Below are 21,022 nucleotides of genomic sequence, written 5' to 3' on the forward strand. Positions count from 1 at the left end.
GGGGATGGGGAGGAGGGAGGGGCAGGCCGGCGCGGTCTCTGAGGGGCAGCCCTCCACCCGGCGCCCCTCGCCCTACGAGGCCGGGACGGGCGAGGGGACGAGCTGCCCGTCGGCCGAGCCGTCGCCGGCGGGGGCGGTGCTGGCGGGCGGGGCGGCGCGCGCGCCGTCGGAGTCGGCGGCCGTGCCCCGGGCGGAGGCGATGCGCAGGGCGACGCTGTCGAAGGCCGAGTACATGACCGGCACGATGACGAGGGTCAGGAACGTCGCGAACGTCAGGCCCGAGATGATGGCCGTGCCCATCGGCCCCCAGAACTGGGTGTTCTCCGAGCCGATGGAGAAGCCCGGGTCGAGGTCCGTGATGAGCCCGACGAAGTCGATGTTGATCCCGAACGTGAGCGGGATCAGCCCGATGACGGTCGTGAACGCCGTGAGCAGGACCGGCCGGAGCCGGGTCGAGCCGCCGTCGATGATGGCCTCCTGCTTGTCCTCGCCGCGCGCCCGGAGCTGCTCGACGTAGTCGACCAGGACGATGGCGTTGTTGACGACGATGCCGGCCAGCGAGATGAGCCCGACGAACGTCATCAGCCCGAACGGCGTCCGCGTGAGCACGAGCCCCAACATGACGCCGATGAGCGACAGGCCCACGGCGACCATGATGATGAGCGGGTTCTTGACCGAGTTGAACTGGGCGATCAGGATGATCGTGATGAGCGCGAGCCCCATCAGCAGCGCCGTCGTCAGGAAGCCGAAGCTCTCGTCCTGCTCCTCCTGGGCGCCCGTGTACTCGACGGTGTAGCCCGGCGGGACCGCCTCGACGGTCGGGGCCAGGACCTCCTCGACCTGGGCCAGCACGGCGTTCGCGTTGGCGCCCGGCGCCGCGTCGCCCAGGACGGTCACCACGCGCTCCTGGTCGAGCCGGGTGATGCTGCCCAGGCCCGAGGCCGGGACGATCCGGGCGACCGACACGAGCGGGATCTGGACCCCCTCGTTCAGGACGGTCAGGCTCTCCAACTCGCGCAGGCTCTCGCGGTCCTCTTCTCGGAGGCGGACCGTCACGTCGTACTCGTCCTTGCCGTCGCGGTATTTCGACGCCTCGACGCCGTTGACGGCCCCGCGGACGGCCAGGGCCACCTTCTGCGTGCTCAGCCCGAACGCCGCGGCCCGCTCGCGGTCGATCTCGACGCGGTACTCGGGCCGGCCGCTGTTGAGGTTGTCGCGGACGTCGACGAGCCCCTCGATCCGGCCGCTCTCGACGGCCTCGTCGAGCTGGGCCTTGATGCTGTTCGCGATCCGCTGGATCTCGTCGAACTCGGCGCCCGAGACCTCGATGTTGACCGCGGCCCCGGTCGGCGGGCCGCCCTGGTCCTGCTCGATGGTGAGGTCGACGCCGGGCAGCCCGGCCAGGCTCGCGCGGATCCGCCGCAGCGTCTCCGACGACGACTCGGCCCGGTCCTCGTAGTCGACCATGTTGAGCGTCACGTTCGAGCGCTCGGCCGAGGCCGCGCCGCCGCCGAACGTGGCGTCGCCGCCGACGCCGACCGACGTCGAGATGTTGCGAGTGTTGGCCGCCGTCTCGGGGTCCTCGGCGAGCAGGTCCTCGACGCGCTGGAAGACCTCCTCGGACACCTCGTTCGAGCGCTCGATGGTCGTCCCGACGGGGGCCTCGGCCGTGATCAGGATCTGGTTCGGGTCCGTCGTCGGGAAGAACTCGACGCCGGTCGGGGCCACGAAGAACAGGGCGATCACGCCGACGAGCACGCCGAGCGTGCCGGTCAAGAGCCGCGCCCGGTTGTCCGTGAGCACCACGTAGGGCGTGTCGAACGACGTCCGCTTCTCGTTCCGCCCGGCGAAGGCCGCGCCGAGCGCGCCGGCCCCGACGATCACGATGGGCAGCAGGAGCATCTCCAGGACCAGCGAGATCCCGCCCTCGCCGCCGTCGCCGTAGGTGATCCGGCCGCTCAGCGACAGGAGCCCGATCAGCGCCAGGACGATGCCGCCGAAGATCAGCCCGGCCTTGACGCTCGCCCGCCCGCCGAGGTACGCCGACTCCAGGCTGTGGAACACGATCCCCAGCACGCCGACGAGCAGCGCCAGCCCGCCGGGGACCATGAGCAAAAACCCCGACGGCGACGCGAATGCGTTCAGCGCCACGCCCGCAATGAGCAGCACGAACCCGGCCGTGAAAGCGCCCAGCGCGAGGGTGTTGCGGAGCAGCGCCCGCTTGACGGCGTAGTCCCGCTGGAGCATCCACCGGAGGAACGCCCGGTAGCGCTCGGTCAGCCGGGGGACCGTCTGTGAGGCGAACCGCCGGTGGGCCGGCTCCAGAACGAGCTTGTACAGGTAGTACAGTGCCGGGACGGCGACCGCCAGGAACACGGCCGTCTTCCAGTTCGCGAGCCCGACGATCAAGCCAACGAACGCCGTCAGCCCGATGGCCACGTTGCGCGTGCGGGGCGAGAGCCGGCGGGCCTCCGCCTTCTGGGCCGCCAGCTCCTTGTCGGTCTTGACGAAGTAGCCGGCCACGACCGGGTTGATGATGAGCGCCACGAACAGGCTCGACGTCAGCGTGACGATCAGCGTGAGCGGCATGTAGCTCATGAACTTGCCGATGATGCCCGGCCACAAGAGCATCGGCGCGAACGCGGCGACCGTCGTCGCGGTCGAGGCGGCGACCGCGAGCCCGACCTCGGCCGTCCCCGCCTTGGCCGCCTCCCACCGGCTGTAGCCCTCCTCGCGGAACCGGTAGATGTTCTCGATAATCACGATCGCGTTGTCGACCAGCATCCCCAGCGCGATGATGAGCGAGAACAGGATGATGAAGTTGAGCGTCTGGCCCATCACCGCGAACACCAGGAAGCTCAGGCACATCGACAGCGGGATCGCCAGTCCCACGAGTGCCGCGTTCCGCACGCCCAGGAAGAACAGCAGCACCACGATCACGAAGATGATCCCCGCGATGATGTTGTTCTCCAAGTCCTGAACCAGGATGTCGACCTGCTCCGACTGGTCGCCCGTCAACACGTACTGCGTGCCTTGGGGGAACGTGAACCCCTCGATGATCTCCTCGACCCCGTCGACGACCTCGATGATGTTCTCGCCCGTCGCCTTCTTGACGTTGAGCCGGATGACCTGCAAGTTCTCGGCGTCCGGGACCGGCTCGAACCCGCCGTCGTCGGTCTCGCGCTGGACGACTTCGAGCCGGGCGTACGACGACCGGTCCTTGTACCCGAACCGGACGTCGGCCACATCGCGGACGTAGATCGGCGTCCCGCCGGGGCTCGCGACCACGAAGTCCAGGATCTCGCGGGGGTCGTCGAACTCGCCGTCGACGCGGACGAGGTAGTTCTCGGGCCCGACGTCGACCGAGCCGCCCGGGATGTTCGTGTTCTCGCCCTGGACGGCCTCGACCAGGTCGTTGATGCTCAGGTTGAACCCCTGGAGCGCCGCCAGGTCGACGTCGATCTGGACCTCGCGCTCGAGCCCGCCGAGCAGGTCCACCTCCGACACGCCCGGGACGCCCTCGATCTCGTCCTGCAAGTCCTCGGCCGTCGCCCGGAGCGCCGTCAGCGAGCCGTCGGTGAGCAGGTTGACCGTGACGACAGGGAAGTCGGCGAAGTCGATCTCAGACACGATGGGCTCCTCGACGTCCGACGGGAACTCGGTCTTGGCGATGTCGACGGCCTCGCGGACGTCCTGGTTGGCCTGGTCGATGTCCTTGTCGGGGAAGAACTCGGCGATGACCGTCGAGACGCCCTCGGTCGACGTGCTCGTGAGCTGGTCGAGCCCGTCGACGGTCGAGATCTCGCGCTCGACCTCCTGGGTGATGATCGACTCGACGTCGTCGGGGCTGGCGCCGGGGTAGACCGTGGTCACGACGATCGTCGCGAACTCGATCTGGGGCTGGCTCTCCTTCGGCAGCGCGACGTACGAGACGAGCCCGCCGATCGTCAGCGCGAGCGTCAGCACGACGATGGCCGTCCGGTTGGAGATGGCGAGGTCGGTGATTTTCATGGGTCCGGGTGCGGGGGACGACGGCCTGAGCCGGGGGGCGCGGGACGCTCGGATCTACTCGCTGCGGGGGTCGACGGCGGCCGACGTGGGGCGGGAGGCGGCGGCGCTCCGGTCGCCGGAGGGGCGGGACGGGCCGAGCTGCTGGGCCACCTCGCGCGTCTCGGTCACCCGGACGCGGTCGCCCTCGGCCAGGTCGCCCGCGCCCGACACGATGATCTGGTCGCCGGCTTGGACGCCGGACCGGAGGACGACCGTGTCGCCGGCGTCCGGGCCGAGCTCGACCACGCGCCGCGAGGCGACGGCCCCGGACGTATCCTGGGCCACCACGAACACGCTCGTCCCCCGCTCGTCGCGGACGACGGCCTCGGTCGGGACCACGATCACGTCCTCCAGCACCGACCGGGTCACGTTCATTCGAACGACCATCGACGGCTTGAGCGAGCGGTCGGCGTTCTCGACGGCCACCTCGATGGGGAACGTCCGCGAGCCCTCGTCGATGGCGAGCCCGACGAACGCGACGCGCCCGCCGCGCGCCTCGACGGCGTAGGCATTCGGTGTGACCTGGACCTGCGTGCCCTGCTCGATCTCGCCCGCGTACCGCTCGGGCACGCCGGCCGTCACCTTGACCGAGCCCGAGCCGACCAGCCGGACGACCGGCTGCCCCGGCGACGCGAGCTCGCCCGGCTCCTGGAGCCGGGCCTCGACGACGCCCGAGAACGGGGCCACGATGCGCGTGTTGGCGAGCTGGCTCTGGGCGCTCGCGACGCCGGCCTCGGCCGCGCTGCTCTGGGCCCGGGCCGCGTTGACGCCCTCGCGCGCGGCGCGAAGCTGGCCCTGCGCCTGGGCGATCCCGGCGTCGGCCTGGGCCACCTGGGCGCGCGCCTGCGCGAGCTGGGTCTCGACGTTGCGGAACTCCAAGGCCGACAGGATCGAGTCGCGGAAAAGAGGGGCCTGGCGGCGGTACTGGTCCTGGGCGAGGTCGAGCTGGGCCTGGGCCGCCTGGCGCTGGGCGCGCGCGGCCTGCAAGCCGGCCTCGGCCCCGGCGACCGACGCCTGGGCCTGGGCGACGCCCGCCCGGCCCTGGGCGACGCCCGCGCGGGCCTGGCTCACGCCCGCCTGCTGCGCGCTCGCGCGGACCTGGGCCACCGTCTGCCCCGCGCGGACGAACGTGCCGACCGGGGCCACGTACGTCAGCGTGCCCGGCGCGTCGGGCGACAGCGTCGCGTCGTTGTCGGCGTCGACGGTCCCGGTGAGCTCGATGGTGTCCTCGAAGTAGCCCGGGTCAGCGATGACGACCTCGACCGGGATCGAGCGGTCGGCCGGGACCTCGGCGTCGGCGGCCTCGTCGGGGGCGCCGCACGCGGCCAGCGCGAACGCGAACGCGAGGAGGGAAAGGGAAGGGAGGTGTCGCATGGGGGCGAAGGGCAGAGACGGCGTCTCAGGAGAGAGTCGTAGGGGCACGGCGAGCCATGCCCTCAGGGGCAGGTCGTAGGGACACACCGCACCGTGCACAGGCCGTGGACATCAGTCGGTGCCGACGGCGGTGACCGGGGTGACCACGGCGGGTCGCTCGGACGGGGGGACGAGGTCGAGCGGCTCGGGCGCAATCGTGCCCGTGGCCCGCTCGTAGGCGCTCCGCGCGACGAGCGCGTCGTAGACCGCCTGGAGGTAGTTGAGCCGGGCCAGGTCGAGGTTCTGGCTCGACACGCGGACGTCGACCTGGCTCGCGACGCCCTCGCTCAGCCGCGCCGACGCGAACGCGAACGCGGTCTCGGCCGTCTCGACCGTCCGGGCCTGGGCCGTCAGCCGCTGCCGCGCGCTCTCGAGCTGGCGGACGGCCGCGGCCACCTCGAGCTGGGCCGCGTTGCGGACCTGCTCGAGCTGGATCGCCGCTTGGTCGACCGCGATCTGGTTCTGCTGGATCCGGCGGTTCGTCTGGAAGCCGTCGAACAGCAACCAGTTCAGCCGGAGCCCGACCGTCAGCGCCGGCTGCCAGTAGGCGTCCGAGAAGAACCCCGACGAGCCGGTCTCGAACGTGAACGGGTCGGCCGGGTCCGGCGTCGTGATGAAGCTCCGGTCGTCGGGGACGTTGCCGCTGTAGCTCGCGTTGACGAACGCGCTCAGGCTCGGGTACAGCCCGGCCCGGGTGATCTCGCGCTGGACCTCGTTGAGGCGGACCGCCAGCGCCGCCTGTTGGACGTCCGGCCGCACGTCGAGCGCCCGCGCCGAGGCCGCCGCCAGCCCGACCGTCTGGAACAGGGCCGGCTCCGGCGGCGCCAGCTCGCCCACGAGCACGACCGGCTCGTCGACCGGCAGGCCCAGCGTCAGGAGCAGCTGGTCCCGAGCCGCCTCCGCCGACGCCGCGGCCGTCACCACGGCCGTCTCGGCGTTCGCCAAGTCGACCTCGGCGTTGAGCCGCTCCAGCACCGGCCGGACGCCCTGGGCCACCAGCAGCGACGACTCGCCGAACGTCTCGCGCGAGCGGTCCAGCGACGCCCGCTGGACCGCCGCCTGCTCCTGCGCCAGCAGCGCCCGGTAGAACGCCTGTCGCGTCTGGTCGATCGTCTCGTCGACGCGCTGAGCCTCGGCCGCCTGGTTGATCTCGACGAGCGAGCGGGCCCCCTTCACGGCCGCGAGCGCCGTGCCCGAGTAGATCGGCTGGCTCAGCGACAGCGTGTTCGTGAACTGGTTGTCGGTCCCGAACGGGTTGCTGTTGTTGGCTGGGTTGTACCCGACGGCCGCCTGGCCTTCGCCGACGCGCCGGTTGTACTCCATGAACGAGATCGGCTGGGTCGTCGGGTCGCCGTCGGTCCGGGCGTTCTCGTTGAACGCGAGCCACCCGATGGCGCCGAGCCCGCTAAAAATGTTGCCCGCCGACGAGCCTGCGAAGGGGTTGGCCTGGACCACGTTCCGCGCGTACTGGCTCGATGCGTCGACGCGCGGGAACAGCTGGCCGTACGCCTCCCGCACCTGGGACCGCGCCGTCTCGGTGTCGAGCTCGGCCAGGCGGACCGCGTACGCCCGCTCGAGCGCGATCTGGATGGCGTCGTCCAGCGTCAGCCGGAGGTCGCCCGTGGGCGGCTCGAACACGCCGACGACGTAGGCCGAGTCACGACCCGTGTCGGGCTGGGCGGCGGCGCCGGTCGCGGCGAGCGCGAGGGCGGAGAGGGCGAGGAGTCGGAGCGTCATGCGTCGGAGGACGGGGCGTCGGCGCCGGGCGCCAGGAGCCCGTCGAAGAGGACGGTCGTGAGGAACTCGGCGGCCTCGTCGGCCGAGCCGAACGGGGCGGGCTCGAACGAGCCCGAGGGGTCGCAGTCGGCGTCGACCTCGGCCATGAGGTACCCCCGGACGTTCCCCATCAGGACGTGGGCCACGGGGTGGGCCGGGAGGGGGCGGAGCGCGCCGGCGGCCACGGCCCGCTCGATGGGCCGCGCGACGGCCTCGATGATGCCGAAAAAGTGGAGCCCGAAGTCGGCCGCGTGCTCCAGGTCGAGGTGCGTTCGGTGGCCCTCCTTCATGAACATCAGGAGCGGCCCGCGGCTTTCGTGGAACTGGCCGATCAGTCCCCGGATGAACCCGTGGAACGCGACCCGGGCCGCGGCCGGCGTCGACAGGTCGAGGGCCGGCGGGAAGGCGTCGTCGATGACGCGGCGGAGGCCGGCCACGACGCGCTCCTCGAACAGGGCGAAGTACAGCTCGTCCTTGCCGCCGGGGAAGTAGTTGTAGATGGTCCCCTTGCCGAACTCGGCCCGCTCGGCGATCTCGTCGACCGAGGCGCCGCCGTACCCCTTCTCCGCGAACACGGCGAGCGCCGCGTCGAGCATGGCCTCGCGGCGGGCCAGGCGCTCGCGGTCTCGGCGGCTGAGAGGGGCGGCGGTGATCTCCAAGGTGGATGGGGGGTCAAGAGGTGACTCGTCGGTCACTTCTGGGACCGCCGCGTCATAACGTGCCCGCAAGTCCCGGGTTGCAGCGGACTTGGTTAAGAGGCAAAGAACCATCGCCGGGTGACGGCGGCGGGTCACGTGTGCGCGTGATGAGCGACGTGCGGCAGACCGGAGACCACGGAACGGGCGGCGAACGACCCAACGGTCAGCAGGTCGAGGGGACCCGAGCGTCGGCCCGTGGGCCGGCAAACCGAGCCTCCGCCCGGAGGGCGTTCGGCTCCGGGTGGCCCCCCTAGACACGCGGCGGCCCGGCCCTTTCACGGGGCCGGGCCGCCAGGGATCGCCGTCCGTGGTCTGCCGTCTACACGTAGTCCTCCATCCCGTGGACGCCCAGGAAATCCACGATGTCCTTGACCTTCTGGGCCTGCTCGCGGTGGCACACCAGGACCGCGTCGCCCGTGTCAACGACCACGGCGTCCTGCATTCCGACGAGCACGAGGAGGCGGCCGTCGGCGCTGCGGGCGAAGCTCCGGGACGTGTCCTTCAAGATCACGTTGCCCTCGGCGCGGTTGCCGGCGTCGTCCTGCTCGGAGAGCTCGTGGACGGCCCGCCAGTCGCCGACGTCGCTCCATCCAAACGAGCCCGGGACGACGAGCACCGAGTCGGCCTGCTCCATGATGCCGTAGTCGATGGAGATCTTGGGGCTCCGGTTGTAGGCGTCGGCGATGGCGGCGGCCTCCCGGTCCGTCCCGAACTCGCTCGCGAGCGGGGCGAACAGCTTGTAGACCTTAGGGAGGTAGCGCTCGAAGGCGGCCAGGATGGCGTCGGCGCGCCAGATGAACATGCCCGAGTTCCACAAGAAGTCGCCGGCGTCGAGGAAGCGCTCGGCCGTTTGGACGTCGGGCTTCTCGGCGAACGTGAGCACCTGGTGGGGCCGGGGCGCGTCGGCCGGTCCGTCGTCGCGGACGCCGTCGAGGTCGCCGTCGGCGTCGAACTGGATGTAGCCGTAGCCCGTCTCGGGGTGCGTCGGCCGGATGCCGATGGTGACGAGCGGGGCCGGCCCGTCGCCCGCGCCCTGGGCCGCCTTGACGGCGACGCGCAAGACGCGGTGGAACCGCTCGACGTTGGCGATCAAGTGGTCGGCCGGGAGCACGACCATCGTCGCGTCCGGGTCTTGGGCGATCAGCTTGGCCGTCGCGAGCGCGATGCACGGGGCCGTGTTCCGGGCGACGGGCTCGCCCAGGATGTTGCCCGCCGGGACGGCCGGGAGGTGCTCGCGCGTCTTCCCCACGTAATCGGCGTGGGTGACGACCAAGACGTGCTCGGCCTCGACGAGCGGCTGGAGCCGCGCGAACGTGTTCTGGATGAGCGACGCCTGGCCGAAGACGTCGAGGAACTGCTTGGGGTGCGAGCGGCGGCTGCGCGGCCAAAACCGGCTGCCGACGCCGCCGGCCATGATGACGGCGTAGAGGGACATGGGACCAGAGTCAGAGGGACCGACAAGATGCGACACGCCGGGCGTCTCGACCGAGCCCCCAAGCGAACGAGCGCGGAGAGCGCGGAGAGCGCGGAGAGCGCGGAGAGCGGCGCCGGCCACCGCGAGGACTGGAAACGTTCCCGTGATCTCGGCCGGCCGGTCGCCGAACCCTGGACCCCGAACCGCTCGTGGCGACGTTCGGTGAAGAGCGCGTCGGAGCCGGCGCGCGCGGTTCGGCCCGGTTAGTCTGGGGCACCTCGGGCCGGTCCGCGCCGGCGAGGTCCCAACGGCTCACCGCTTATACCCAATCCGGGAGGAGTGTGGGGGTATGGGAGGAGGGGGGTTCCCCTCCCACACCCCCATCCTCCCACACTCGGACCCACGCCGAGCCGGCACAGAGGAGCCGGACTTGGTATTACTGGCTCACGCCTCACCGCTCGCACGCCCTATGCTCCGCGACCAGACCTTGGCCGTCCTCGGCGCCGGCAACATCGGCCGGGCCCTCGTCGGCGGCCTGCTCCGGGGCGGCGACCTCCCGGCCGGCCAGATCCGCGCGACGCGCCGCTCCGAGGACGCCCTCGACGCCCTGCGCCAGCACCTCCCCGGCGTCGACGTCTCGACCGACAACCCCGCCGCCGTCCGGGGCGCGAGCGTGGTGCTGGTCACGGTCAAGCCCCAAAACGTGGACGCGCTCCTGGACGAGATCCGCGAGCACGTCGCGCCGGGCACGCTCGTCCTGTCGACGCTGGCAGGCGTCACGACGGCGACGCTGGCCCAGGCACTTGGGCAGGATCTGCCGGTCGTCCGCGCGATGCCCAACACGCCGGCGCTCGTCGACGAGGGGGCGACGGCCATCGCGCCGGGCGCGCACGCGGGCGACGCCCACGTGGCGCTGGCGCGCGAGGTGTTCCTGGCCGTCGGCGGGGTGGTCGAGGAGGTCCCCGAGCACCTGATGGACGCCGTGACCGGGCTCTCCGGCAGCGGACCGGCCTACGTGTTCATGGTGATCGAGGCGCTGACGGATGCAGGCGTCAAGCAAGGTCTGCCCCGCGCCGTCTCGCGGCGGCTGTCGATGCAGACGGTCCTGGGCGCGGCCCGGCTCGCCATCGAGACCGGCGAGCACCCGGCCATCCTGCGCGACCAGGTCACGACGCCCGGCGGCACGACGATCACGGCCGTCGCCGAGCTCGAGAAGCAGGGGCTCCGGTCCATGTTCATCGACACGGTCGCGATGGCGACCGAGCGGAGCCGCCAGCTCGGCGAGGGCTAACGGCCGGTCCCCGGCCCCTCTACCCCGCGTCTCCCATCCAGCCGCGGCGATGCGTTTCTCCAAACACTGGGCGCAGGTTGCGGGTACGTCCTACGTGCGGTTTGCGGCCGCCGGTGTAGAATCGGCTTTGCTCCCCGATTCCGAATGAGATCCATCCCGCTCGTCTCCGTCATCGTCCCCGCCTACAACGCGGAGCGGTTCGTCGAGGAGGCGGTCGAGTCGGCCCTCGCTCAGACGCTCCGCCAGATCGAGGTGCTGGTGGTCGACGACGGGTCGACGGACGGGACGGCCGCCCTCGTCGAGCGGATCGCGGGGCGCGACGGGCGGGTCCGGCTGATCCGGCAGGCCAACGCGGGCGTCGCGGCGGCCCGCAACGCGGCCATCGCGGTGGCGCGCGGGACGTACCTCGCGCCCCTCGACGCCGACGACGTCTTCCACCGGAGCAAGCTGAGGGAGCAGGTCGAGCGGATGGAGCAGGGAGGGATCGAGATGGGGATGGTGTACTCCTGGTGGGCGAGCATCGACGGGGCTGGCGACGTCCGCAGCTCGTCGCTCCCCCTGTGGGCCGAGGGGGACGTGGCCCTCCGCCTCCTCTACATCAACTTCCTCGGGAACGCGAGCGTCCCGCTGTACCGGCGCGACGCGGTCGAGCACGTCGGAGGGTACGACGAGTCCCTCCGGGCTCGGGAGGGCCAGGGGTGCGAGGACTGGGACCTCTCGCTCAAGGTGGCCGCGTTGTCCGTGGTCGGGGTCGCGCCCGGCTACTTCGTGGGGTACCGAGAGCTCGGGGGCTCCATGTCGTCCGACACCGCGACGATGGCGCGGTCGTACTACGCCGTCTGGGACGGCCTCAGGGGCCGGTCGCCGGAGATCCCGCCCAAGGTGTACGCCTGGTCGGAGGGGAACTTCGCCTGCTACCTCTCCGCCCGGAGCTACGAGAACGGGGACTTCTCCGGCGCCATCCGGTGGGCCGCCCGCGCCGTCCGCGTGGACCCGGCCTACGCCTTCGCGCCGTACATCTACCGGATCCTGTGGAGGTCCGTCGCCCGCGTCGAGGCCGGGCCCGCCCCCGCCGTGGGGCCGGCCTCGCGGCTGGACGACGTCGAGTGGCCGGCCGTCAGCGGCGAGACGGACGACGCTCGCCCGGCCGACCCGTGGGGGCCCTCGTGGAAGCCGTTCAACCGGATCCGGGCCTGCCGCTGGCGCTCACTCCGCGCGTCGTCCCTTGCGCCCGACCTCGGGGCCCGCTTGGCGCTCCGGCCGGAGCCGTCCCGCGAGCCGAGACGCCCGCCGCTGGAGGGCGTGGAGGGCCAGCTTGGGGGAGGCGCGTAGGACCGACCGGAGCGACACGACGCCCGGATCGAACGCGCGGAGCCGGGCGACCTCTCGGCGGAGGCCCACGGTCTCCCGGTCGAGGTCCATCCCCCACTCGACCAAGCCGTCGTTCCGGGTGCGCAGCTCGGCGCCCTCGGCGCGGGACGCATCCAGCTCGCGCAGTACCCACTCGAAGCGGTCGGGGTGGACCAGGGAGAGCGGCGGCGCCGCGACGTGCTGGCCGAGGTCGAGCCGTTCGAGGGCCGCCTCGGTCAGGAAGAGGAGGGTGTTCTGGCGGTACCACCACGCCACCTCCGGGCGGTCCCAGACCCGAAGGCGCACGACGTCGACGGCGAGGTAGCCGTGGGCGCTGAACCGGTCGGCCCAGTACGACGGCCACCGCTCGTTGCGGTGGTCGCGCCCGCCCTGCCCGGGGACGGCGGCCGAGAACAGGACGACGTCCGAGAGGCTCGTGAGGCCGGCGACGAACGGGGCGGCCCGGTCGTCCGAGAGGTGCTCGGCGACCTCGAGCGAGACCGCGAGGTCGAACCGGCGCCCCAGGTCCGGGACCGACACCTCGAAGTCGCACGCGACGAACGGGCCGGGGAACGGCCGCGCGCCCTCGCCCGCCAGCCACGGGCCGTCGACGCCGACGACCTCGGCCCCGAGCGCGGCGAAGGCCGCGAGCCACGCGCCCGACCCGCACCCGACGTCGACCACGCTGCCCGGCCGCACCAGGTCGGCCACGAGGCGTGCGACGACGGCCGCCGAGGAGCGGGCCGGGCCGTCGAGCGCGTCGAAGTAGTCCGGGTCGTAGGGCGGCGGGCTCACGGGCGGGGCCGCCGGTGGCGGAGGTAGTAGGCGACGCCGGCGACGGCCCCGGCGACCTCGGTTCGCAACGTCTGCTCTCGGCCACGGAACCCCCGTACGAGTCCTCTCACCGCGCGGCGTCCGAAGTACCGAGGGAGTTGGACGCCCAAGCGGTGGAGGTTGCCCCGGTGGCCGGTCCGCTCGTGCTGGACGAGGAGCGCCGCGGTGTGGCCCCTCATGTACGCCCGGATCTGCCGGTGGAGCTCGGGGTCGGTCCGCCGGTGCGTGTGGTGGACGACGGCCGTCGGCTCGTACCGGCACGTCCGGCCGGCGGCGAGCAGGCGGTACCAGAACTCCGAGTCCCCGCTGCACCCGGCCGCTCCGACGTCGAGCCGCTCGTCGAAGAGCCCGACCCGGTCGAACACGGACCGGCGGAAGGCCATGTTGGCCCCGGCACCGATCTCCCACACCGGCGCTCCCTGGCCCACCGTCCGCGCGAAGTACGCGGGCCCGTAGAGCCGAGGCCGGTACCCCCGGTTGAAGCCCCACTCCCGCTCGAACGTCCACTGCGACTCGGTCTCGAGCTCGGCCGGGAGCACCAGCCCCGTCACCGCGTCGACGCCAGCGTCCGCGAACCCCCGGCGGAGCCCCCGGATCCACGACGGGTGGGGTGCCACGTCGTCGTCGGTGTAGGCGACGACGTCGGAGGTCGCCTCGCGCGCGCCGCGGTTGCGGGCGTGGTCGAGCCCCGGCGTCGGCTCGCGGACGTAGCGCGCGGTCCCCGCCGCCTCCACTACGTCCCGGGTCGCCGACGACGTGGGCGCGTTGTCGACGACGACGACCTCGTCCGGAGCGGGGTCGAGCCGGGCCAGCGCTTCGAGGCACGTCGCCAGCGGGCCCGGCCGGTCGCGCGTGCAGACGACGACGGTCACGGTGGGCCCGGCGGGAACGCGGGCCATCGCGCGCTCGACCTGGTCGAGGAGCGGCACGCCCGGCGGCAGCGACCGGAGCCCGTCGGCGACCCCGTCGGGCGCCCCGTCGCCGTGGAGGTGGGCGAGCACGGCGTCGGCGGACACCTGGAGCGCCCGCTCCTGGACCGCCGACGCCGGGAGCGGCAGGGCGTCGTCGTGGAGGACGTCGTGGCCGAGCGGGACGTCGCCGTGCCAGAACACCGCGTAGGCGCCGCCCCGGCCCGAGGCCGAGATCGCCGGCGGCGCGACGAGCGGGAGGTGGAGGACGCGGAGCGGGGCGGGGGGCGTCATCGGCCGGCGTGCTCGGCGCGGATCCGTGCCGCGAGTCGTTGGGCGCGGGGGTAGCGGCCCGCGAGCCCGACCAGGCCGCCCCAGAGCTCGGCCAGCGCCATGTCGAGGGGGACCGGGCCCCTCCCCGTGATCCCGGCCCGGACCAGCCGGCCCTGGTGCCGGACCCACCACCAGAGCAGCCGGCGGACGCGCGGGCGGACCTCCGGGTCCGTCGCGTACAGCTTCATCGCGAACGCCGTCGTCCCCATCCCCCAGCTCCGCTGGAACTGGCGCCGGAGCCCGGCCCGGTCGCGGCGGTGCTCGTGGCGGACGGCGAACGACGGCTCGTAGACGAGCGTCCGCCCGCTCCGGACGACGCGATAAAACATGTCGACGTCGCCCCCGCCCGGGAGCGCAGCCCCCATGTCGAGGGCCTCGTCGAACCCGCCGAGCTCGCGGACGAGATCGACCCGGAACGCCATGTTCGCCCCCGTCCCGAAGACGCCGGCCCCACACGGGTACGTCCCGTCGCCGGGGACCGTCGCGCCGTGCCGCCGCTTGGCGAACCCCTTGCGGAAGCCCCCGCGCCGCTCGAAGAGGACCTGGGCCTCGGTGTCCAGCGCGAGCGGGAGCACCAACCCGGTGAACGCGCCCGCGTCGGGGTTCTCGGCGTACGCCTCGGCCAGGCCCGCCAGCCAGGAGCGCTCGACCACGACGTCGTCGTCGAGGTAGACGATCAGGCCGTCCGGAGCGTGGCGGAGCGCCCGGTTGCGCGCGAAGTCCAGGCCCGGCAGCGGCTCCACGACGTAGCGGACCGCGAGCGGGCGCCCGCACACCTCGGGCGCCGACGCGGCGAACGCCTCGACCACGGCTCGCGTGTCGCCGGTCGGCGGCGCGTTGTCCACGATCACCAGGAGGAGGTCCGAGACCCCGGTCACCGGCGGCTCCAGGCCGGCGAGGGACCCGAGGAGCCGGGCCACCTCGTCCGGCCGCCCGCGCGTGCAGACGGCGAGAGTCACGGCGGGGAGCGGCGGGCCCGACCCGCCGTCCGCGACCTCCGACCGGAGCCGCTCGACGAGGGCCTGGTACCCGCCGGCGTCGTCGGCCAGCCGGCCGACGGTGGCCGCGTCGAGCGTCGTCCCGGGCGGGAACGGCCGGGTCACGAACCCGCACGGCCGCCCATGCCACCGGACCACGACGGCGAGCCCGCTCTGGTCGGGCTCCAGGCGGACGGCCGCGGCGGGCTCGCTCAGTTCGACGTCGACCAGGGCGTAGGACATCGGCGTCATGGGGAGACGGAGCGGCGTCGGACCCCGTACATCCGGGCGAGCAGGCCTCCGGAAGCCGCGAGGTCCTCGAACGACCCGGCCTCGACGACGCGGCCCTCGTTGAGCACGACGACGTGGTCGGCCCGGGCGACGGTGGCCAGCTGGTGGGCCACGACCACGACCGTCCGGTCCCGCCCGAACTCGTCGATGGCGTCGGCGACGACCTGCTCGGTGAGCGCGTCGAGCGCGTTGGTGGCCTCGTCGAGCAGCACGATCTCGGGGTCCCGGACGAACGCCCGGGCCAAGGCGAGCCGCTGGCGCTGGCCGCCGGAGAGCCGGGCGCCCCGGTCCCCGAGCGGGGTGTCGTAGCCGTCGGCGAGGGCGCGGATGAACCCGTCCGCGTGCGCGCGGCGGGCGGCCTCCCGGACCTCCGTCTCGGTCGCCCCCTCCCGCCCGTAGGCGATGTTGTCGGAGACGGAGGCGTTGAAAAGGTGGACCTCCTGGCTCACGACGGCCAGCCGACGGCGCCACCAAGCCACGTCGAGCTCGTCGAGCGGGACGCCGTCGGCGAGGACGCGGCCGGCGTCGGGCTCGTAGAGCCGGAGCAGCAGCTTGAGCACCGTCGACTTCCCGGCCCCCGACGGCCCCGCGATCGCCGTCGTCCTCCGGGCGGGGACGTCAAACGTCGCCCCGGCCAGGGCGTCCGGCCAGGCCGGGTCGTAGCGGAACCGGACGCCCTCGAACCGGAGCCCCTCGTCCAGGCGGTCGAACGTGCGAGTTCCCGACGGCGCGGTCGCCTCGTGGTCCAGGAGGTCCATCACGCGGCGGACGACGGGCGCCAGCGTCACGAGCTGGACCCGGGTCCCGTCGAGGCCCTGGACCATCGGCTGGAGCCGGTACAGCACCGCGACGAACACGAACAGGACCGGGAGGTCGGCGGCCGACCGGACGCCGAGGAGCAGGACGGCGACGAGCAAAACGGCCGAGAGCACCTGGTACACCGGCCCGACGACGCCCCCGAGGAGGCCGAGCCGGAAGAACGTCCGGCTGACCTGGTCCGAGACCCGGTCGAATCGGTCGCTCTCGTACGCCTCGCGCCCGAACGCGCGGATCGGGGCCACGGCGCCCAGGCCCTCCAGCGTCCGGGCCATCAGCCGCTCCTTGGCGACCGCGGCCACCTCCGCGTACGTCTGGAGGGGCCGGTTGAGGAGCCGGACGAGCCCGGCGATCACCGCGAGCGAGGCGAGCGTGAGCACCGTCAGGGTCCACGAGAGCGCCAGCAGGAACGCGACGTAGAGCGCCGTCGCGATCACGGCGCTCGCGGCCCAGATCACGAGCCGGAGCGCCTCGGCCGTCCGCCACGTCTCCGACGCCAGCGTGTTGAGCAGCTCCCCGTGGTCGGCCTTCTCGATGGCCCCGTAGTCCATCACGAACAACTGGTCGAACGCCGCCGTCCGGATCCGGTGGCCCACCCGCTGGTCCAGCCACCCGAACGTCGTGTCGTAGACGTACCCCAGCCCGGCCTTGACGACGACCGTCGCGAACATCGCCGCGGCGACGACCACGAGCCGCCGCTCCGGAGGGACCCCGTCGAACAGCGACGCGAGGGCCTGGACGACGCGGCTCTGGTCTACCCCCTGAAAGGCCGCCCCGTCGACGCTGTGCACGAACGGGATGAACAGGCCGATGCCGAGCCCGCCGAGCGCCGTCGAGGCCACCCCGAGGACGACCACGGCCACCATCGTCCCCACGAACGGGCGGGCGAAGGGGAGCACCCACCGGGCCACCCGGAGGGCCTGGATCGGGCTCGGAGGCGGATCGGAGTCGAGGGTCAGAGAGGGGCTGGGCGAGGGTGGAGGGGCGTCGAACGGACGGGCCGCCGGTGGCGAATCGCGACGGCAACGGCCCGTCGACGTCCCAGGCGGTGTCCGAGGCTGCTCGGGCGCGGGCCGGGCCGCGAGCGAGAGTACGACACCCGAGCCACTGGCCAAGCGGGAGGGCCGTGCTACCCCGTCGCCATGCGGGCCGCTCGGTCCCGGCGGTGGGGCTGTGGCGCCGGGCCTCGCGCCGCGCGTGCAACTGGCAGAGGCGTCCCGCTAGCGGGGCGAGGGGTAGGGTTTATGTGGGTGTGGGAGGGAGAAGGGCTCGCGTCGGCCACCCCCACACGCCCATACCCACGCCCTCCGCACGGCTCTACGCCACCGACCCCGGGTGGGCCTCGGCGACGGCCTCGGGCGCCGTCCCGACCGGCGTCGCGTCCGGCGGGAGCGGCTCGATCCACGACCGGCCATCGCGGGCTAGCATCCGCTCGGCGGCGGCGGGGCCCCAGGTGCCGGCGGCGTAGTTGGGGAACTCGGCCGGCGGCGTCGTCTCCCACACGTCCAGGACCGGCTGGACCACCTTCCACGCCTCCTCGACCTGGTCGGCCCGCATGAACAGCGTCGCGTCGCCGCGGATGGCGTCCAAGAGCAGCGTCTCGTACGCCTCGGGCGGCGTCTCGAAGGCGTCCTCGTAGTCGAACCGCATGGCGACGGGCTGGAGCAGCATCGACGGGCCGGGCCGCTTGGCCTGGAACCGGAGCACGATGCCCTCGTCGGGCTGGATCCGCAGGACGAGCCGGTTGGGCTGGAACGCCTCGTCGGCCCCGGCCGGGAACGCCCGGTGGGGGACGGGCCGGAACTGGACCGAGATCTCGGACACGCGGCGCGGCATCCGCTTGCCCGTGCGGAGGTAGAACGGGACCCCGTTCCAGCGCCAGTTGTCGACCTCGAGCTTGAGCGCGACGTAGGTCTCGGTCGTCGAGCGCTGGGCCACCTTCGGCTCCTTCCGGTAGCCCGGCACCTTCCCGCCGGCCATGTAGCCCTCGCCGTACTGGCCCCGCACGGCCACCTCGTGGACGCGCTCGCGCGTGATCGGCCGGATGGCGCGGAGCACGTCGACCTTCTTGTTCCGCACCTCGTCCGGCTTGAACGCGACCGGCGGCTCCATCGCCACCAGGCACAGCAGCTGGAGCAGGTGGTTCTGGACCATGTCGCGCATGGCCCCGGCCGTCTCGTAGTACCCGCCCCGGTGCTCGACGCCGACCGTCTCGGAGACCGTGATCTGGACGTGGTCGACGTAGCGGGCGTCCCAGATCGGCTCGAACAGGGCATTCGCGAACCGGAACGCCAGCAGGTTCTGGACCGTCTCCTTGCCCAGGTAGTGGTCGATCCGGTAGACCTGGCTCTCGGAGGCGTGCTCGACCAACAGCGTGTCGAGCTCGCGCGCGCTGTCGAGGTCGCGCCCGAACGGCTTCTCGACGACGAACCGGTCGAACTCGGGGTTCGCCAGGAGCCCCGCCTGCGCCAGCCCCGACGCGATGGGCCCGACCAAGAACGGGGCGACCGAGAGGTAGAACACGCGGTGGGCCTGCTCGCCGTCCGGCGCCACCTCGTCCAGCCGTTGTTTCAGCCGCTCGAACGTGTCGGCCTCGGTGGCGTCGCCCTGGACGTAGTAGAGCCGCTCGGCGAACTGGGCCCAGTTCTCGGCGTCGACGTCCTTGGGGAAGAACCGGCCGAGCGAGTCGGCCGCGTCGCACGCGAACTCGACGAACGCGGTGTCCTCCATCTCGGCGAGGTCGACCCCGACGACGTCGACCTCGGGCGGGAGGTGGCCCTCGCGGTGGAGGTCGTAGAGGGCCGGGATCAGCTTGCGGTGGGCGAGGTCGCCGGCGGCCCCGAAGAGCACGAGCTGGACGACGTTGGGGAGGTTCACGAGAGTGAGGGGGAGCGAGTGAGGGGTGAAGGGGAGAGGCCGTCGGCGGTCAGAGAGATCGGCGGAGCGCGGTGATCCGCCGGCTCAATCGGTCCATCCGCTGGAGCGCGTCATGAGTCTCGTCGGAGGTGCTGAGCCCGACCTCGACGGCGATGAGGAGCTGGGTTTCGACCTCGAAGAGGGAGCCCCGGGCGTGGCGGAGGAACTGGTCAAACTCGCCCCGCTTGTGTCGCCCTCAGCCCTCCGCGATGTTCGACGGGATAGAGACCGCGGCTCGGCGGACTTGCGAGGTCAGCCCGAACCGCTCGTCGGCGGGCCACGACGCAGAGAGCTGGTAGACGATTCGGACGAGCGCGATCCCCTCACGCCAGACGTCGAGGTCGCGGTACGAGCGGATCGGCCGCCTGGATTGGTCCTCGTCACGCATGGAGTAGAGCGCACCCTTCACCCGTTCCCCTTGACCCCTTACAGCCCAGCCGGCATCCACTGGGCGTGGTGCATCCCCTCCTGGTCGATCCGGGCGAACGTGTGGGCGCCGAAGTAGTCGCGCTGGGCGGCGACCAGGTTGGCCGGGAGCCACTCGCTGCGGTAGGCGTCGAGGTAGGCGAGGGCCGTCGAGAACGCCGGGAGCGGGATGCCGGCACCGATGCCGAGGTCGACCGCGTCGCGGAGCGCGTGGCGGCAGTCGGAGAGGACCTCGGTGAAGGCCGGGGCCACGAGCAGGTTGGGAAGGTCGTCGTCGGCGCGGAAGGCCTCGCGGAACGTCTCCAGCATGTCGGCCCGGATGATGCAGCCGCCGCGCCAGACCTTGGCGACCGTCTCCAGGTCGAGCCCGTACTCGTAGGCGTCGGACGCCCGCTTCAGGAGCGCGAAGCCCTGGGCGTAGGTGACCAGGAACGCCGCGCGGAGCGCCCGCTCGAGGGCCTCGACCAGGCGGTCGGGGTCGTCGGCGCGGCCGGCCGGCGTGCCCAAGAGCGACGCCGCCGCGACGCGCTCCTCCTTGAGCGCCGAGATGTAGCGGGCCGTCACGGCCGCGTCGATGGTCGGCGTGGGGACGCCCAAGTCGAGGGCGTCCTGGCTCGTCCACTTGCCGGTCCCCTTCTGCTTGGCCGTGTCCTTGATAAAGTCGAGGAGGTACCGGCCGGTCATGCCCTTGGGCGGGGCCTCGTCGCCGGGCATCTCGTCGGGGTGGACCTCGACGGTGTCGGGCTGGTGGAGGATGTCGGCCGTGATCTCGACGAGGTAGGACCGGAGCGGGCCCGTGTTCCACTGGCCGAACAGGTCGCCCATCCGGTCGTTGCCGAGCCCGGCGCCGCGCTTCATCAGGTCGTAGGCCTCGGCCAGGATCTGCATCAGCCCGTACTCGATCCCGTTGTGGACCATCTTGACGTAGTGGCCCGAGGCGCCGGCGCCGAGGTGGGCCACGCACGGCTCGCCGTCGACCTCGGCGGCCATCCCTTCCAGGATCGGGGCGACGCGGGCGTAGGGGTCCATCGGCCCGCCGGGCATCATGCTGGGCCCGTGGCGGGCGCCCTCCTCGCCGCCCGAGACGCCCATCCCGAAAAAGTGCAGCCCCTTCTCGGCCATCTCGTCGTGGCGGCGGCGGGTGTCCGGGAAGTGCGAGTTGCCGCCGTCGATGACGAGGTCGCCCTCGGAGAGCTTGGGCGCGAGCGAGCCGAGGACGGCGTCGACCGGCTTGCCGGCCGGGACCATCACCAGGATGTTGCGGGGCGTCGGGAGCGCGTCGAGGAACGCGCCGAGGTCGGTCGTGGCCGTGACCGGGCGGGCGGCCTCGGCTTCGAAGCCGCGGACGGCGTCGTCGCCGAGGTCGGTGCCGGCGACCTCGGTGCCGGCGTCGAGCGCGTTGAGGGCCAGGTTGCGGCCCATGATGCCGAGGCCGACGACGCCGAGATGGGAGGAGGGCATGGAGCGAGCGGGGGTGAGGGGTCGTCTGTACGCGCGCCCTCCGGCGCGGTGCCCCGGCCTCTCGCCAG

12 protein-coding genes and 2 pseudogenes are annotated in these 21,022 nt (G+C 72.6%); 2 read left to right on the plus strand and 12 right to left on the minus strand.

Going from position 1 to position 21,022, the window contains the following annotated elements; translation table 11 throughout:
- Nucleotides 1–72: 72 nt before the first annotated feature.
- From ACOOHE_RS04090 to ACOOHE_RS04110, 5 genes are all read right to left on the minus strand, one after another.
- Nucleotides 73–4,011, minus strand: a complete 3,939-nt coding sequence (locus ACOOHE_RS04090; RefSeq protein ID WP_420456526.1) for an efflux RND transporter permease subunit — start codon at nt 4,009–4,011, stop codon at nt 73–75.
- A gap of 54 nt (nt 4,012–4,065) precedes the next feature.
- On the minus strand, nt 4,066–5,424 hold the full coding sequence (locus tag ACOOHE_RS04095) for an efflux RND transporter periplasmic adaptor subunit (RefSeq protein ID WP_420456527.1): 1,359 nt from the start codon (nt 5,422–5,424) through the stop codon (nt 4,066–4,068).
- Nucleotides 5,425–5,535: 111 nt separating this feature from the next.
- On the minus strand, nt 5,536–7,200 hold the full coding sequence (locus tag ACOOHE_RS04100) for a TolC family protein (protein WP_420456528.1): 1,665 nt from the start codon (nt 7,198–7,200) through the stop codon (nt 5,536–5,538).
- Nucleotides 7,197–7,898, minus strand: a complete 702-nt coding sequence (locus tag ACOOHE_RS04105; RefSeq protein WP_420456529.1) for a TetR/AcrR family transcriptional regulator — start codon at nt 7,896–7,898, stop codon at nt 7,197–7,199. Before ACOOHE_RS04105 ends, ACOOHE_RS04100 begins: the two co-directional genes overlap by 4 nt.
- A gap of 358 nt (nt 7,899–8,256) precedes the next feature.
- On the minus strand, nt 8,257–9,372 hold the full coding sequence (locus ACOOHE_RS04110; protein ID WP_420456530.1) for a mannose-1-phosphate guanylyltransferase: 1,116 nt from the start codon (nt 9,370–9,372) through the stop codon (nt 8,257–8,259).
- A 448-nt stretch (nt 9,373–9,820) separates the two neighbouring features.
- Between ACOOHE_RS04110 and proC the strand changes: the two genes are divergently transcribed.
- A complete protein-coding gene (gene proC, locus ACOOHE_RS04115) occupies nt 9,821–10,642 on the plus strand; it encodes a pyrroline-5-carboxylate reductase (protein ID WP_420456531.1) in 822 nt (273 codons plus the stop codon).
- A gap of 144 nt (nt 10,643–10,786) precedes the next feature.
- Nucleotides 10,787–11,974, plus strand: a complete 1,188-nt coding sequence (locus ACOOHE_RS04120) for a glycosyltransferase family 2 protein (protein ID WP_420456532.1) — start codon at nt 10,787–10,789, stop codon at nt 11,972–11,974.
- Nucleotides 11,975–12,466: 492 nt separating this feature from the next.
- Here the strand turns inward: ACOOHE_RS04120 and ACOOHE_RS04125 are convergent.
- From ACOOHE_RS04125 to gndA, 7 genes and pseudogenes are all read right to left on the minus strand, one after another.
- A pseudogene (locus ACOOHE_RS04125) lies at nt 12,467–12,787 on the minus strand (class I SAM-dependent methyltransferase); the annotation flags it as partial.
- The gene (locus tag ACOOHE_RS04130; RefSeq protein WP_420456533.1) at nt 12,784–14,028 is read right to left on the minus strand and encodes a glycosyltransferase family 2 protein; all 1,245 of its coding nucleotides are present in this window, start codon (nt 14,026–14,028) and stop codon (nt 12,784–12,786) included. The pseudogene ACOOHE_RS04125 and the gene ACOOHE_RS04130, both read right to left, overlap by 4 nt.
- Nucleotides 14,025–15,296, minus strand: a complete 1,272-nt coding sequence (locus tag ACOOHE_RS04135) for a glycosyltransferase family 2 protein (protein ID WP_420456534.1) — start codon at nt 15,294–15,296, stop codon at nt 14,025–14,027. Before ACOOHE_RS04135 ends, ACOOHE_RS04130 begins: the two co-directional genes overlap by 4 nt.
- Entirely contained in the window at nt 15,293–17,050 is a 1,758-nt protein-coding gene (locus ACOOHE_RS04140) for an ABC transporter ATP-binding protein (RefSeq protein WP_420456535.1), read from the minus strand. Before ACOOHE_RS04140 ends, ACOOHE_RS04135 begins: the two co-directional genes overlap by 4 nt.
- Before the next feature lie 418 nt (nt 17,051–17,468).
- Entirely contained in the window at nt 17,469–19,028 is a 1,560-nt protein-coding gene (gene zwf / locus ACOOHE_RS04145; RefSeq protein WP_420456536.1) for a glucose-6-phosphate dehydrogenase, read from the minus strand.
- Between the two features lie 49 nt (nt 19,029–19,077).
- Nucleotides 19,078–19,455, minus strand: a pseudogene (locus ACOOHE_RS04150) (four helix bundle protein).
- A 38-nt stretch (nt 19,456–19,493) separates the two neighbouring features.
- Nucleotides 19,494–20,954 (minus strand): NADP-dependent phosphogluconate dehydrogenase, encoded by a 1,461-nt coding sequence (gene gndA / locus ACOOHE_RS04155; RefSeq protein ID WP_420456537.1) that lies wholly within the window; start codon nt 20,952–20,954, stop codon nt 19,494–19,496.
- Between the last annotated feature and the right edge of the window lie 68 nt (nt 20,955–21,022).

The organism is Rubrivirga sp. (assembly GCF_965213695.1).
Classification (GTDB): domain Bacteria; phylum Bacteroidota; class Rhodothermia; order Rhodothermales; family Rubricoccaceae; genus Rubrivirga.